General features: G+C 71.7%; 12 protein-coding genes. 3 read left to right on the top strand and 9 right to left on the bottom strand.

The genetic code is table 11. The annotated features are described in order from the left end of the window. Window positions 1-77 precede the first annotated feature (77 nt). Window positions 78-1,550, bottom strand: a complete 1,473-nt coding sequence (locus tag AB5J56_RS06310) for a FadR/GntR family transcriptional regulator (protein ID WP_369230879.1) — start codon at window positions 1,548-1,550, stop codon at window positions 78-80. A 162-nt stretch (window positions 1,551-1,712) separates the two neighbouring features. Between AB5J56_RS06310 and AB5J56_RS06315 the strand changes: the two genes are divergently transcribed. From AB5J56_RS06315 to AB5J56_RS06325, 3 genes are all read left to right on the top strand, one after another. Beyond that, a complete protein-coding gene (locus AB5J56_RS06315; protein ID WP_369230881.1) occupies window positions 1,713-2,888 on the top strand; it encodes an acyl-CoA dehydrogenase family protein in 1,176 nt (391 codons plus the stop codon). 84 nt (window positions 2,889-2,972) lie between these two features. Beyond that, a complete protein-coding gene (locus AB5J56_RS06320; protein ID WP_369230883.1) occupies window positions 2,973-4,214 on the top strand; it encodes a cytochrome P450 in 1,242 nt (413 codons plus the stop codon). A 25-nt stretch (window positions 4,215-4,239) separates the two neighbouring features. Next, the gene (locus tag AB5J56_RS06325) at window positions 4,240-5,274 is read left to right on the top strand and encodes a zinc-binding dehydrogenase (protein WP_369230885.1); all 1,035 of its coding nucleotides are present in this window, start codon (window positions 4,240-4,242) and stop codon (window positions 5,272-5,274) included. A 77-nt stretch (window positions 5,275-5,351) separates the two neighbouring features. Here AB5J56_RS06325 and AB5J56_RS06330 read toward each other — a convergent pair whose 3' ends face one another. Genes AB5J56_RS06330 through AB5J56_RS06365 form a run of 8 tightly spaced genes read right to left on the bottom strand, consistent with a single transcriptional unit; the run spans window position 5,352 to window position 14,419 of the window. Further along, entirely contained in the window at window positions 5,352-6,986 is a 1,635-nt protein-coding gene (locus tag AB5J56_RS06330) for an OB-fold domain-containing protein (protein ID WP_369230887.1), read from the bottom strand. Beyond that, a complete protein-coding gene (locus AB5J56_RS06335) occupies window positions 6,986-8,128 on the bottom strand; it encodes an acetyl-CoA C-acyltransferase (protein WP_369230889.1) in 1,143 nt (380 codons plus the stop codon). The genes AB5J56_RS06330 and AB5J56_RS06335 overlap by 1 nt, the downstream gene beginning before the upstream one ends. Window positions 8,129-8,151: 23 nt before the next feature. Then, window positions 8,152-9,267 (bottom strand): CaiB/BaiF CoA transferase family protein, encoded by a 1,116-nt coding sequence (locus AB5J56_RS06340; protein ID WP_369242380.1) that lies wholly within the window; start codon window positions 9,265-9,267, stop codon window positions 8,152-8,154. Further along, the gene (locus tag AB5J56_RS06345) at window positions 9,264-10,028 is read right to left on the bottom strand and encodes a crotonase/enoyl-CoA hydratase family protein (RefSeq protein ID WP_369230891.1); all 765 of its coding nucleotides are present in this window, start codon (window positions 10,026-10,028) and stop codon (window positions 9,264-9,266) included. Before AB5J56_RS06345 ends, AB5J56_RS06340 begins: the two co-directional genes overlap by 4 nt. 17 nt (window positions 10,029-10,045) lie before the next feature. Beyond that, the gene (locus AB5J56_RS06350) at window positions 10,046-11,281 is read right to left on the bottom strand and encodes a MaoC family dehydratase N-terminal domain-containing protein (RefSeq protein ID WP_369230893.1); all 1,236 of its coding nucleotides are present in this window, start codon (window positions 11,279-11,281) and stop codon (window positions 10,046-10,048) included. Beyond that, window positions 11,278-12,774 carry a class I adenylate-forming enzyme family protein gene (locus tag AB5J56_RS06355; protein ID WP_369230895.1) on the bottom strand — a complete coding sequence of 499 codons (1,497 nt, stop codon included), beginning with the start codon at window positions 12,772-12,774 and terminating at the stop codon, window positions 11,278-11,280. The genes AB5J56_RS06350 and AB5J56_RS06355 overlap by 4 nt, the downstream gene beginning before the upstream one ends. Before the next feature lie 5 nt (window positions 12,775-12,779). Continuing rightward, complete coding sequence (locus AB5J56_RS06360) at window positions 12,780-13,955, bottom strand: acyl-CoA dehydrogenase family protein (protein ID WP_369230897.1); 1,176 nt, start codon at window positions 13,953-13,955, stop codon at window positions 12,780-12,782. After that, the gene (locus AB5J56_RS06365; RefSeq protein WP_369230899.1) at window positions 13,946-14,419 is read right to left on the bottom strand and encodes a VOC family protein; all 474 of its coding nucleotides are present in this window, start codon (window positions 14,417-14,419) and stop codon (window positions 13,946-13,948) included. The genes AB5J56_RS06360 and AB5J56_RS06365 overlap by 10 nt, the downstream gene beginning before the upstream one ends. Window positions 14,420-14,423 lie beyond the last annotated feature (4 nt).

A 14,423-nucleotide genomic window follows, 5' to 3' on the forward strand; every position in this document is an offset into this window, starting at 1 on the left:
GACCCTATTGAGTATACGTAATTGCCCTACGCGGTCTAGGTGATCTGCGAATGATCAGGCTGACAGGCGCCGGATGATCAGTGCCACCAGGGAATGAGTGCATCCAAATGCCGACGCATCCGGTGTCGGGCGACCCCCGCGTCGCCCTGCGCGATCGCGTCGAGGATGCGCTGGTGAACGTGCTGGACCTCGTCGGCAGCCCTGTCCCCCGGCAGCGGCTGATCGTGGCCGGAGGCGTGCCGGCGGAACAGCTCGGTGATGATGGCGAGGAAGAGGGAGAGCACGGGGTTGTTGGCCAGGGCCGCCAGTTCGGAGTGGAACAGGTCGGCCTTGCGGAGGTCGTCGGCCGGGCCCTCGGTGGTCCACCGGACCGCCTTCGCGAGGCGTTCGGCGACCTCGGTGTCGCCCGCGGCCTGCCGGGCGGTCACCCTGGCGACGATGCCGAGCTCGATGGCGTTGCGGACGATCCGCAGGTCGTCGGCCTTGACTCCCTGGTATTCGAGGAAGAGCGCCATCGTGTCGATGCTGGCCTGCGGCTCGGGCTCGGTGACGACGAGTCCGCCGCCGGGGCCGCGGCGCATCCGGGCGACCTGGTGGTACTCCAGCAGTCGTACGGCTTCCCTCAGGACGGCCCGGCTGATCTCGTAGCGGGACAGCAGATCCGTCTCCGAACCGAGGACCATGCCGACCTGCCAGCCCCGCGCGGCGATGTCGTCGTGGATCCGGGCGGCCACCACTTCGGCGAGCTTGGCCCGCGGCCCCTCGACCAGCTCCGGCTCCACGACGTTCCCGGAGATCCGCTGCCCGCGGCGCACCCTGTGCTTCTCGATCCAGGCGGCCACCGACTCCAGATGGGCGGTGAGCTCGCTCTGCGCGCGGGCTCCGTCGTCGGCGACGACGGCGTCGACCACGGCACGGTGCTCGCGGTGCGAGGTCTCCTTCGCCGCATGCATCTCCGCCTTGGAGATACGCCGGGAGGTGTGCGCGTAGCGGGCGGTGAGGCGGGTGAGGACGTCGATGAACAGGTGCAGGACCGGGTTGCCGGACAACTGGCCGAGCACCGGGTGCAGGGGGTCCTGGGAGTGGACCGACGGATCGTCCCAGTGGCCGAGTTCGGATTCGAGGGTGGCCCGGAGGGTGACGATGCCCTCCTCGGTGATCTGGTCGGCGGCGAGGCCGGCGGCGATCGGTTCGAGGAGCTGGCGGGCCTGGAGGAGGTCGGTGACGCTGGTGCCGACGTACTCCAGGTAGATCACCATGGCCCGGGTCGCCGGTCCCGCGTCGGGGGCGCACACGATCAGCCCGCCGTTCGGGCCGCGCCGCATCCTGGCGACCTGGTGGTGCTCGACCAGCCGTACGGCCTCGCGCAGCACCGCGCGGCTCACTCCCAGCCGCTCGCGCAGGTCCACTTCGGAGCCCAGCGACTCACCGACGGGCCAGCCTTGGCGGATCACGGTCGCCTCGATGCGCTGCGCGGTCTGCGCGGCCAGCTTCCCGACCGGCAGACCGGTCTCGCCGTCGGCGGGCTCGCGGTCGACGGCAGTCGCCATGGGCCAACTCCTCTGCGGGGATATTGCGGATCCCCAGTCTATTCGCCACGGACACCGGGCACTGGCAGGCAGGCCAACGCCATGGTTAAAGTATACTCATTTCGCGTCTTGGTCGCAGGACGACCCGTCCCACGGCCGCAGGACGACAAGGAGCGGACAGCGATGCGACTGGAGTCCACGCCCGAGCTGGAGGCGTTCCGCGGGAAAGTGCGCGCCTTCGTCACGGAGCACGCGCCCGGCATCAAGACACACTCCGGGGTGCGCGCCCCCGAACCCGGGCTGATGCCGGCGGTCCGGGAGTGGACCGCGAAGCTCTACGAGGCGGGCTTCCTCGGCATCGACTGGCCCGTCGAGTACGGCGGCAGGCCCGACGCCCATCCCCTCGAACCGTCCGTGGTGGCCGAGGAGATCGCCCGCGCCCGCACCTGGCCGCCGGTCGGCGCGGCCTCGCTGGCCTCGGGGGCCCTCATCGACTTCGGCACCGACGAGCAGCGGGCCCGTTTCCTGCCCCGCATCCGCAGCTGCGAGGACGTGTGGTGCCAGCTGTTCAGCGAGCCGGAGGCGGGCAGCGACCTGGCGGCGCTGCGCACCCGGGCGCGCCGCGAGGGCGAGGGCGACGACGCGGTGTACGTCGTCGACGGCCAGAAGGTGTGGACGACCAACGGCCAGCACGCCGACATGGGTTACCTGCTCGCGCGCACCGACCCCGAGGCTCCGAAGCACCGGGGCATCACGGCGTTCGCGCTGGACATGCGCAGCCCGGGGGTCGAGGTGCGGCCGCTGCGCGAGATCACCGGGACCACCGACTTCAACGAGGTCTTCCTCGACGGTGCGAGGATCCCGGCCGCGCACGCGATCGGCCGCGTGAACGACGGCTGGCGGGTGGCGATGAGCAGCCTGGGCCGGGAGCGATCCGGGGTGGCCGCGCGCGGCGCCGAGCTGGCCGCCGTACTGGAGGAGCTCGTGCGGCTCGCGGACGGGCTCGACGACTCCGCCACCCGGCAGACCCTCGGTGAACTCGCCGCCCGGGTCCACGTCAACGCCGCGATGATCGGCCTCGCGCAGTCGCGGATGCTGCACGGCACGGAACAGCCGGCCGACGCCCTCCTCGGCAAGATCTTCTTCAGCGAGCTCAACCACGACCTCGCCGACTTCGGTCTGCGCCTGCAGGGCACGGACGGCCTGCTCACCGAGGGCGACCCTCAGGCGGTGGCCGACGGCTGGTGGCAGGACGCCCATCTGTACTCGCGTGCGTACACGATCGCGGGCGGGGCGAACGAGGTCCTGCGGACGCAGATCGCCGAGCGGGGGTTGGGGCTGCCGCGCGAGACGCGCTGATCCCCGCCCGTCCCACCTCGAGCCATTGATTGTACCGACCGGTCGACGTAATCTTCCGTCGGAGCAACGAGAAGGCGAGGAACCATGACCGAGAACGTGTCCGGAGCCGAAGTCGCCGAGCAACTGCCGGAGTTCCCCACCCCCCGGTCGAGCCAGTGCCCGTTCGCGCCGCCGCCGGCCCTGCTCGCACTGCACGAGACCTGCAAGTCCGTGCAGCGCGCCAGGACCTGGGACGGCACCGCCCCGTGGCTCGTCACGAGCCACGCCGCGCAGCGCCAGTTGATGACCGACCCGCGGCTCAGCGCCAACATCGGCGCGCCCGGTTACCCGCACACGACCGAGGCCATGAAGGCGCACGCCGCGCAGACACAGCCGCTGATCAACAACGCCGACGGGGCCGAGCACACGCGCTGGCGCCGGATGCTGTCGAACTCCTTCACCCGGCACCGGATGGAGAAGCTCCGCCCGGAGATCCAGCAGATCACCGACGACCTGATCGACGGGATGCTGGCAGGACCCAAGCCGGTCGACCTCAACGAGGCCCTGTCCCTGCCGCTGCCGTCCCTGATGATCTGCGCGCTGCTCGGGGTGCCGTACGAGGACCACGACTTCTTCCAGAAGCACGCCGGCGTCACCAACGCGCGCTTCAAGACGCCCGAGGAAGCCGCCACGTCGACGGCTGATCTGCGCCGCTACATCACCGGTCTGATCGAGGCCAAGACGGCCGAGCCCGGCGAGGACGTGCTGTCCGACCTCGGGGCCAAGGTCGCGGAGGGCGTGCTCACCATGCCCGACGCCGCCGCGCTCGGGCACATCCTGCTGGTGGCCGGCCACGACACCAGCGCCAACATGATCACCCTGGGCACCGCGCTGCTGCTGGAGAACCCCGACCAGCTCGCGGCTCTGCGCGAGAACGCCGACGACCCGAAGTACGTGACGAAGGCCGTCGAGGAACTGCTGCGGTACCTCACCATCCCGCACCTGCTGGCCCGGCGGGTGGTGCTGGACGACATCGAGTTCGAGGGCGAGACCATCCGCGCGGGCGAGGGCATCATCGCCTCGCTCCCCGCGGCCAACTGGGATCCGCAGGCCTTCCCCGAGCCCGAGAAGCTGGATCTCACCCGCAACGCGGCGCACCACCACGCGTTCGGCTGGGGCCCCCACCAGTGCGTCGGACAGCAGCTGGCCCGCATCGAACTGCATGTCGTCTTCAGCACCCTGTTCCGCCGCGTGCCGTCCCTGCGGCTCGCGGTCGACGTCTCGGAGCTGAAGTTCAAGGAGGACTCGCAGGCGTACGGCATCTACGAGCTGCCCGTCACCTGGTGACCCTCCGCCTCGACAAGGAGCCTCCATGGCCACGATGAAGTCCGTCCTGAGCGGCGCGAAGAACGAGATCGAGGTCGTGGAGGTCGAGCGCCCCGCGCCCGGCCCCAGGGACGCGCTCGTCCGCATCCGCGCCTGCGGGATCTGCGGCACCGACACGTTCTTCGTCCAGATGGGCGGCACCCCCTACAACCACCCCGACGGCTCGGTGGTCCCGCTGCCGCTCGGCCACGAACCCGCCGGTGAGGTCGTCGAGGTGGGCGCCGAGGTCACGGACCTGAAGGTCGGCGACCGGGTGGTCGTCAACCCGCAGGGGGCGCCGTCCGGGATCATCGGCTGCGGCGGCGAGCTCGGCGGGATGAACGAGTACCTGCTCATCGAGGACGCCGTACTGGGCGAGAGCGTGGCGGTGTTCCCGGACGAGTTGCCCTTCGACGTGGCCGCGCTCAACGAGCCGATGGCGGTCGCCCGGCACTGTGTGAACCGCTCCGGGGCGAAGCCCACGGACAGGGTCGTCGTCTTCGGCGCCGGGCCCATCGGGCTGGGCGCCACGATCTGGCTGAAGCTGCGCGGCGTGGAGCACGTGGTCGTCGTCGACGTCATCCCCGAGCGGCTTGAGATCGCGCTGGCCGTCGGCGCCGACGTGGTCATCGACTCCAGGACCGAGGACGTCACCGCCCGGCTGACCGCACTGCACGGCCAGGCGGCCAACGCGCTCGGACAGCCGCGCCCGGGCACCGACATCTACATCGACGCCGCCGGGGCCCCGGCCGTCTTCCAGACCGTGGTCGACGCCGCGAAGTGGAAGGCGAAGCTGGTGATGGTGGCCGTTCAGAAGAAGTCGGATGCCATCGACCTCGGTGGGATGTTGCGCAGCGAGCTCACGCTCATCGCCTCGCAGGGCTACCCCACCGAGATCTTCGAGGTCACCGCCGAACTCGCCGCGCACCAGGACCGGTTCGCCAAGCTGATCAGCCACCGGGTGCCGTTCTCGGAGGTGGACCGGGCGTTCGAGCTCGCGCTGACTCCGGGCGCGGCAGAGAAGGTCGTCGTCATCTTCTGAAGAGTCGCTGCTGTAGAGCTACTTCTGCAGAGCGCGTCTGAAGAGCTGCTGCTGAAGAGTCACTTCTCCGGAGCCGCCTACTCCGCCCTCCTCAGCAGCATCGCCCCCGACGGCACTCCCCCGCCCGCCGTCACCACCGCGAGCCGGGCGTCCTCGACCTGGCGCCCGTGCGCGTCGCCGCGCAGTTGCAGCATGGCCTCGCGGACGAAGCCGTAGCCGTGCAGGCGGCCGGCCGAAAGCTGGCCGCCGTGCGGGTTCAGCGTGAGGTCGCCGTCCAGGGCGATGGTCTTGCCGCCGGCGATGAAGTCGGTCGCCTCGCCCGGCCCGCAGAAGCCGAGGCCCTCGATCCAGGACAGGGCGTTGAAGGTGAACCCGTCGTAGAGGAGCGCCACGTCGACATCGGCGGGGGTGAGGTCGGTGCGGGTCCACAGGTGGGCGGAGGGGCCCTGGGACTGGGGTGTGTGGGTCAGGGTGTCCTGGTCCCAGCTGAGCCGTTCGAGAACGGCCGTGCCCACGGACTCGACCAGGACGGCCGGGCGGGGGCGGTCGTACGCCGTCTCGATCGCCGACACCACGACGGCCACCGCTCCGTCGCACGGGACGTCGCAGTCGTAGAGGCCGAACGGGGTCGTGATCATCCGGGCGTCGAAGTAGTCGTCGAGCGTCATCGGGTCGCGGTGCAGGGCTTCGGGGTTGCGGGCCGCGCCCGCCCTGGCGGTGACGGCGATCGCACCGAGGGCCTCGCGGCCTACGCCGTAACGGTGCATGTAGTGGGAAGCGTTGCAGCCGATCCACTGGGCGGCCGACATGGCTCCGAAGGGCGCCCGGAACTCGAACATGCCGGTGGCGCGCGCACCGGAGGTCTCCCAGCGGCCGGACCGGACCATGGCCGCGTGGGAGGACTCCCAGACCGTACGGAAGCACAGCACATGGCGGCACAGGCCGGCCGCGACCGCCAGCATGCCCGCGGTGATCGAGCCGATCTGGCCCGGCACTTCGCCCGCGCCATTGACCCAGGTGGGCCGGAGCTGCAGGGCCTCGGTGAGGGCGGTGACGCCACCCTCGCTCATGCCGTCGGGGCGTGGGCCGGGGTAGGTGGAGAGCCCGTCGATGTCGTCGAGGTCGAGCCCGGCGTCCGCGACCGCGGCCAGGCAGGCGTCGACGGTCAGGGAGAGCGGGTCGACCATCAGGCGGCGGCCCACACGTGACTGCCCTACGCCGGTCAGCGCGACCTTGTCCTCGTACTTCCGCGGGGAGGCCATGGGCCGTGCCCGGACCTCGCGTGGTGCGGGCAACGGGCCTTCCGCGGTCTCCGGGTCCGGCTCGAACAGGGGGACGTACACGTCCTCTTCGAGCTGCTCGAAGCGCACGCGGACCGGCATGCCGACCCTTACCTCGTCCGGCGCGCAGCCCACGATGTTGGTGGTCAGCCGCGCCCGGTCGTCCTCGACGAGGGCGACCACGGAGACGACGTACGGCGGCGGGAACTTCGGCAGCCAGGTCTGGTGGTTGACGCTGAAGCCGACGACCACGGCCCGGCCCGAGACGGGAGCGAGGGCCACGGCGCGGCTTCTGCACGAGGGGCACACCGGCAGCGGCGGGTGGAAGTACCGTCCGCAGTCCGCGCAGTGGGAGATCCTGAGCACCCCGTCGGCGCCGGACCTCCAGAACTCGGCGCTGGCGAGCGTGGGTTGAGGCAGGGGCCGGGTCATCACACCAGCTCGATGATCGTGGCGTTCGCGGTGCCGCCGCCCTCGCACATGGTCTGAAGCCCGTAGCGGAGGTTCTCGCGCCGCATCCGGGCCAGCAGCCGTGTCATCAGGATGGCGCCGGAACCGCCGAGCGGGTGACCGACAGCGATCGCCCCGCCCAGCGGGTTCAGCCGCTCGGGGTCGGCGCCGGTCTCGGCCAGCCAGGCCAACGGCACCGGGGCGAAGGCCTCGTTGACCTCGTAGACGCCGATGTCCTCGATGGTCAGGCCGGAGCGGCGCAGCACCTTCTCGGTCGCCGGGATCGGGCCGAGCAGCATCGTGATCGGGTCCGCGCCGCTGACCGCTCCCGAGTGGTAGCGGGCGATCGGCGTGAGGCCGAGCTCGCGGGCATGCTCCGGGGTGGTGATGAGCAGGGCGGCCGCGCCGTCGGAGATCTGGGAGGAGTTCCCGGCGTGGATCACGCCGTCCTCCTTGAACGACGGCTTGAGTGCGGCGAGTTTCTCCACCGAGGTGCCGCGCCGCAGTCCCTCGTCCACGCCGAACTTGGTGCCGTCGACCTCGATCGGCACGATGTGGTCCTCGAAGACACCCGCGTCGATCGCGGCGGCGGCCTTCGCGTGCGACTCGGAGGCGAACTCGTCCAGGCGGGTGCGGCTCAACTTCCAGCGCTCGGCGATGAGTTCGGCGCCGACGCCCTGGCTGAACTCGAAGCCGTCATAGCGGGCTATCGCCTTGGGGCCGTACGGCTGACCGGTGGTCCGGTGCGAGCCGAGCGGCACCCGGCTCATGGTCTCGACGCCTCCCGCGACCACGAGGTCGTACTGGCCCGCCATGACGGCGTGCGCGGCCTGGTCGACCGCCTGCTGGCTGGAGCCGCAGGCCCGGTTGACCGTGACGGCCGGGACGTGTTCGGGCCAGCCGGCGGCGAGCACCGCGAACCGGCCGACGTTGCTGGACTGATCGCCGATCTGGGTGACACAGCCCCAGATCACGTCGTCCACGGTGCCGGGGTCGATGCCGGTGCGCTCGGCGAGGGCCTTGAGCACCTCGGCCGACAGATCCGCCGCGTGCACCGGGGCGAGCGTGCCGTTGCGCTTGCCGATGGGTGTGCGTACGGCGTCGACGATGACGGCGTCTCGCATGACAACTCCCTTGATCAGTACGGTCATTCGGGGACGCGCACGCCCCAGTCGCGGAACACGGCTCGGGTGTCCGCGCCCACCGCCGGGGCCACCCCGCCCGGGCTGGACGGCGTCGCCGAGAAGCGGGGCGCGGCGGCGGGCTGGACCACTCCGTCGCGGGTGAACAGGCTTGCGCGGGCGGCGAGATGGGGGTGGGCGGCCGCCTCCGTGAGGCTCAGGACGGGCGCCACACAGGCATCCGTGCCCTCGAAGAGCTCGGCCCACTCGTCCCGGGTGCGTTCCGCGAACCGCTTCGTCAGCAGCTGCCGCAGCTCCGGCCAGGCCGAGCGGTCGTGCTGCCGGTCCGGGTCCACGTCCAGGCCGAGCAGGTCGAGCAGGCTCCGGTAGAACTTGCGCTCCAGCGCGCCGACGGCCACATGGCGGCCGTCCTTGGTCTCGTACACGGCGTAGAAGGGCCAGCCGCCGTCGAAGCGGTTGACGCCCCGCTCGTCGCTCCACTCGTCGCGCGCGAGCTTGGCGAAGGTGCTGGCGAGGAGGTGGGCGGTGCCGTCGACGATGGCGGCGTCGACGACCTGGCCCTGGCCGGTGCGCCGGGCGGAGTGCAGGGCGGCCAGGATGCCGATGACGAGGTAGCAGCCGCCGCCCCCGAAGTCGCCGACGAGGTTCAGCGGGATCTGCGGCGGGCCGTCCGGGTCGCCGATGGCGCCGAGCGCGCCGGTCAGCGCGATGTAGGTGATGTCGTGTCCGGCCGCTGCGGCGAGCGGTCCGTCCTGGCCCCAGCCGGTCATGCGGCCGTAGACGAGGCGGGGGTTGCGGGCCAGGCAGTCGTGCGGGCCGATGCCGAGGCGTTCGGTGACGCCGGGGCGGAAGCCCTCGATCAACACGTCGGCACGCTCGACGAGTTGGAGGAGCGCGGCGGTCTCCGTCGGGTTCTTCAGGTCGAGTACGACCGACCGCTTGCCCCGGTTGAGCACGTCCGCCGGTCCGCCCGCGTCCGGTTCGTCGGCCCGCCCCGGTCGGTCCACACGGACGACCTCCGCGCCGAGGTCGGCCAGGAGCATCCCGGCGAACGGCCCCGGTCCGATGCCGCCGAGTTCGACGACCCGGCAGCCCGCGAGAGGTCCCGCCGTCACGGTCAGCGCCCCTTCCAGACCGGCGCCCGCTTCTCCGCGAAGGCCGCCGCCCCTTCCCGGGCGTCCTGTGACTGGAACACCGGCTCGGCGATGTCGAACTGCCTGCCCCATGCCTCGTCCAGGGTCCAGTCGGCGGTGGAGCGGGCGATCTCCTTGGTCGCCGCGACCGCCAGGGGGCCGTTCTTCGCGATGGTCTCGGCGAGTTCGAGTGCGCCGTCGAGTGCGCCGCCCTCGTCGGTGAGCCGGTTGATGAGGCCGTAGGCGGCGGCGCGTTCGGCGTCGATCGGCTGACCGGTCAGCAGTAGTTCCACGGCGATGGCGTACGGGATCCGGCGCGGCAGATGAAGGGCCGCACCCGCGCGGGCGACGAGCGACCGGGTCACCTCGGGCACGCCGAGCCGTGCCGTGCGGGCGGCCACGACCAGGTCGCAGGCCAGCAGGAGTTCGAAGCCGCCGGCCAGGGCCCAGCCCTCGACCGCGGCGATGAGCGGTTTGCGCGGCGGGGTCATGCTGATCCCGCACAGTCCGCGGCCCTCGATCGCGGGCGTCTCGCCCTTCAGCCACGCCTTGAGGTCCATGCCCGCCGAGAACGTGCCGCCCGCCCCGGTGAGCACGCCGACCCTCAGCTCGTCCGACTCGTCCAGTTCGTCCACCGCGGCCGCGACTCCGGCGGCCACTCCGGCGTCCAGCGCGTTCTTCTTCGCCGGGCGGTTGATCGTGATGACCTGGACCGCGCCCCGGCGTTCCACCAGTACTTCGTCCGACACGTATGCCTCCTGGATTCTCAATTGACGGCGAACCTGGCCAGTTCATGCGCGACCATGCCGTCCAGGTCGTCGGCGGGCGGAGCCGGCAGTTCGACGGCGCGGTCGCGGGTCGGCAGGAGTACGACGGCCGTACCGGGGGTGGTGACCTCGCCCCGCTGGTTCTCGCAGCGCACCTCGATGTGCACCTCGGCCCGCCCGTCCACCTGACGTTTGTCGACGACGGTGCCGCGTACCCAGGTGGTGTCGCCCTGGTAGTTGAACTTCCGGTGCTCGCAGCGGAGTTTCCACAGCCAGCCGTCGTCGCCGATCCAGTCGGTGAGCAGATGGCACAGCCAGGTCTCGCGCATGCCGCCGTAGTCGTAGGGGCCCGGCAGGCCCAACTCCCTTGCCCGTTCCGGCTCCCAGTGCAGGCGCTGCACGGTGTCGGGGATGTTCAGCGGGTTCGACGGGTAGAGGCCGGGTGCCTTGCGGCGGACCTTCGCGGCGATCCCGAACGCGCCGGGCGGGGTGAGCTGCATGCCCCAGCCCAGGTGCCAGACGACCACGTCGGTGGTGGTCAACGGCCCTTTCACCCGGGGCTGGAGCTCCTCGCCGATCTCGATGTCCTCCCAATAGCGGGGCTCGGCGCCGCGCCGGGTCTCGGCCGCGTAGGCCGCGTCGATCTCGGCGAGTTGGTCGGCGGTGTACGGCTGTTGGACGAGTTGTTCCTTCGCCCGCTTCTTCGAGGTGTGCCGCTCGGCGTTGATCCACGTGCCGCGCCGCAGAGCGTGCATCTCGCCGCGCCCGTTGGCGTAGAGGTAGTCGCGGACCACGTGGGCCGTGCGCCCGCCGAAGCGGCTGGGCTTGAGGTGGACACCCACCTGGGTCTGCAACACCCGGCAGCGGTCGCCGAGTTGGAGCGGGCGCCACCACTCGAACTCCATCACCGCCTGGTAGGAGCCGAGTCCGGCGAAGGGGTCGCCCTTGAGCAGCGCCTTGGTCTCGGCGTCCGGCGTCGGGGCGGCGTCCTCGCCCATCGTGTAGAGGAAGGTGGGCGGTGCGACCAGCGAGCCCCAGCGGGTGCCGGAGGCGTGCTCCGGGTCGCAGTAGAGGGGGTTGTCGTCGCCGTAGCCGTATGCGAAGTGGCGTACGCCGTCCCAGGTCACCTCGTAGTTGTGCGGGGGGTTGCGCTGGGGCTGGGGGACGCCGAGGCGGCGGCGGGAGCGTTCGACGGCCTCGTCGGTCAGCAGGCCGAACTGCTCGGTGGTGGTCAACTCCGTGCCTCCTGCGCGATCCGGGTTCGGACGAGGTCCAGCAGCTCCACCCGGCTCACCTTGCTCGACGGGGTCCGGGGCAGGGCGTCCAGGACGACGATGTGCGCCGGGACCTCGTACGGGGTGAGTCGGCCGCGGCACAGCGCCACGAGCTCGGCGATCTCCGGGGCGGGCCGTCCCGGCTCGGCCTCGACCGCCGCGACCGGCACCTCGCCCAGCCGCGCGTCCGGCAACCCCGCCACGGCCGCCTCCCGCACGGCCGGGTGGGTCTCCAGGACGCGTTTGACCGTCTCCGGCTGCACCTTGAAGCCGCCGCGGATGATGGCGTCGTCCGCGCGTCCCTCGATCCAGACGAACCGGTCGGCGTCGATCCGGGCGAGATCGCTGGTGCGCGTCCACGCCCGGCCGCCCCGAGTGCTCTGCTCAGTGCGGACCTCCAGCCGGCCGGTCCGGCCGACGGGCAGCTCGGCTCCGTCCTCGCCGGTCACCCGCAGGTCGACCCCGTCGAAGGCGCGCCCAGCACTGCCCGCCTTCCGCTGCCACCACCGCTCGTGCAGGGGCAGCGTCCAGCCGACCACCGCTCCGGCGAACTCCGTGGCGCCGTAGGTCATCAGGACGGGGATGCCGTACGTCCGGAAGAAGCCGTCGGCGAGTTCGGCCGGGCAGGGCGCGGTGCCGGAGGTGAGGACCTGGAGGCTCGCCAGCCGCTCCTTCGGCACGCCCGCGTCGAGGACGGCGCGGATGGCCGCCGGGACCAGGCTCGCCGCCCGCAGCCGGTGCCGCTCCACCACGCTCACCCACGGTTCGACGGCGAACCTGGGCATCAGGAGCATGCGGCGCCCGGTCGCGAGACAGGCGAGCGCCCGCCACAGGCCGCCGATGTGCACGAGGGGGGTGGCCACGAGCGCCGCCGACCGCGACAGCAGCCGGTCCGGCTTCGGGGTCTGACCGCCGGAGACGAGCGCCTGGTCGAGCTGGCCGGTGCGCAGGTGGACGCGTTTCGGGGGGCCGGTGGTGCCGGAGGTGAGCATCTCGACGACGACTCCGGGGTTGGCCGGCGCCACCGCCGGTGCCGTGCCGCCGACGGGTCGCAAGGTGCCGTCCGTGCCCAGCTCCAGGGCCGCTCCGTGCGCGGTCACCGCCCCCAACACGCCCTCGCGGGCGAGGGGTTCGGCGCCGGAGACGACGACGGGCATCTCGCAGCCGGCGATGTCGGCCGCGAGCCGCGCGGCAGGCTGCAAGGGGCTCAGCATCACCAGACAGCGTCCGGAGGCGAGCACCGCGGCGACCACGGCGACGTGCTCGGGCCGGTTCTCGAGGACGACACCCACCCGGGCGCCCTCCTGCAGTCCCGCCGCGTCCAGCGCCTCGACGACCTGCCGGGCGGTCTTTTGGACCTGCCCCCAGGTCCACCACTCGCCCTCGTGCTCGATCGCCTCGGCGTCGGCGGCCGCTTCGGCCAGCAGCCGGAACAGGCGGTCGCGAATTCCCACGTGGCTCAGCCTTCCTTCACCGTGGCTACGGAGATGCCGACCAGGTCGGCCAGTCGCCCCCGGTGCGTCGCCGGGCTGCCGAAGAGCTGCTCGGACGATTTCGCGCGCTTGAGATGGAGGTGCGCGTCGTGCTCCCACGTGTAGCCGATGCCGCCGTGGATCTGGATGTTCTCCTTGGCCGCGTGGGTGAAGGCGTCGGCGCAGTAGGACGCGGCGAGGGCGGCGGACACGGGTAGTTCGCCCGCGCTCCCGGCCGTCGGCGGCACCGGCAGGTCCCCCACGCCTTCGGCCGCCACGGACATCGCGTGGTACGCCGCCGACCGCGCGCCCTCGACCTTCAGCAGCATGTCGGCACAACTGTGCTTGACCGCCTGGAACGACCCGATGGGGCGGCCGAACTGCACCCGTACCTTTGCGTACTCCACCGCTGCGTCCAGACACGCCCGCGCCCCGCCGACCTGTTCGGCGGCCAGTGCCACGACCGCGAGATCGAGCACCGTGCGCAGATACGCGGTGGCGTCCCCCTCCGGTCCGACCCGCAGCGCCGGGGCGCCGTCGAGGTCGATCCGCGCCAGCCGCCGTGTCGGGTCGAGGGTCTCCAGGCGGGTGCGGGTCACTCCGCTCGCCCCTCCCTCGACGGCGAACAGTGCGGGGTCGGCGTCCGTGCGGGCCACGACGAGGAGCAGGCCGGCGCTGTGGCCGTCGATGACGAACATCTTCGTGCCCGACACCCGCCAGCCGCCGTCGCCTCGGACGGCCTCGGTCGTCACGTCCTCGACGTTCCACGACCCGCTCTCCTCGGCCAGCGCCAGCGTTCCGGTCAGCGTGCCGTCGGCGATCGCGGGCAGCCAGCGGGCCTTCGCCGCGTCGTCGCCGGACGCTGCGAGGGCCTGTCCAGCGAGGGCCACGGTGGCGAAGTACGGCGAGGGCAGCAGGACCCGGCCCAGTTCCTCCATCACGATCCCCAACTCGACGGGCCCGCCGCCGAAACCGCCGTACTCCTCGGGCAACGCCAGCCCGTGCAGGCCGAGTTGGCCCGCCATCTGCCTCCACAACCCCGGATCGTGGCCCTCGTCGGACTCCATCCAGCGGCGCACCGCTTCGCTCGGCGCCTTCTCAGACAGGAAACGGCGCAGCACGGCTCGGAGTTCGTCCTGTTCCTCGGTGAACGTCACTGCCACGTCGGGGCCTTCGAGCGGAGGTAGGCGTCGAAGTCCGGGATCCGGGCGCGGTCCACGATCTCGATCCGTACGCCGGAGGGATCCAGGTGGTAGGCGAAGACCGAGGGGCTGCCGTCGACGATCGCGCACGCCTCCAGGGGAAAGCCCGCCTCCTCCAGCCGCTTGGACGTCGTCGGGACGTCGTCGCAGAAGTAGCCGAGATGGTGGGTCGCGATGCGTTCGGCCGCGGTCCAGGGGGTGCCGGGGACCTCCTGGACGAGTTCGATGTGCGGTGCGTCGAGCGAGTACGCGTACCGCAGACGCAGCGCGCGGTCGCCGTCGGCCAGGCGGACCTGGAGGTCGCGGGTCATGGTCTCGGTCCAGCGGTAGCCGGCGACCTCGTTCATCCGGGACTTCCACGCCTCGATGTCCGGGACCACGATCCCGGTGTGGTACAGATCCGTCGCGCTGAGAGGAGGGGTCATGCCC

The organism is Streptomyces sp. R21 (assembly GCF_041051975.1).
Classification (GTDB): Bacteria; Actinomycetota; Actinomycetes; order Streptomycetales; family Streptomycetaceae; genus Streptomyces.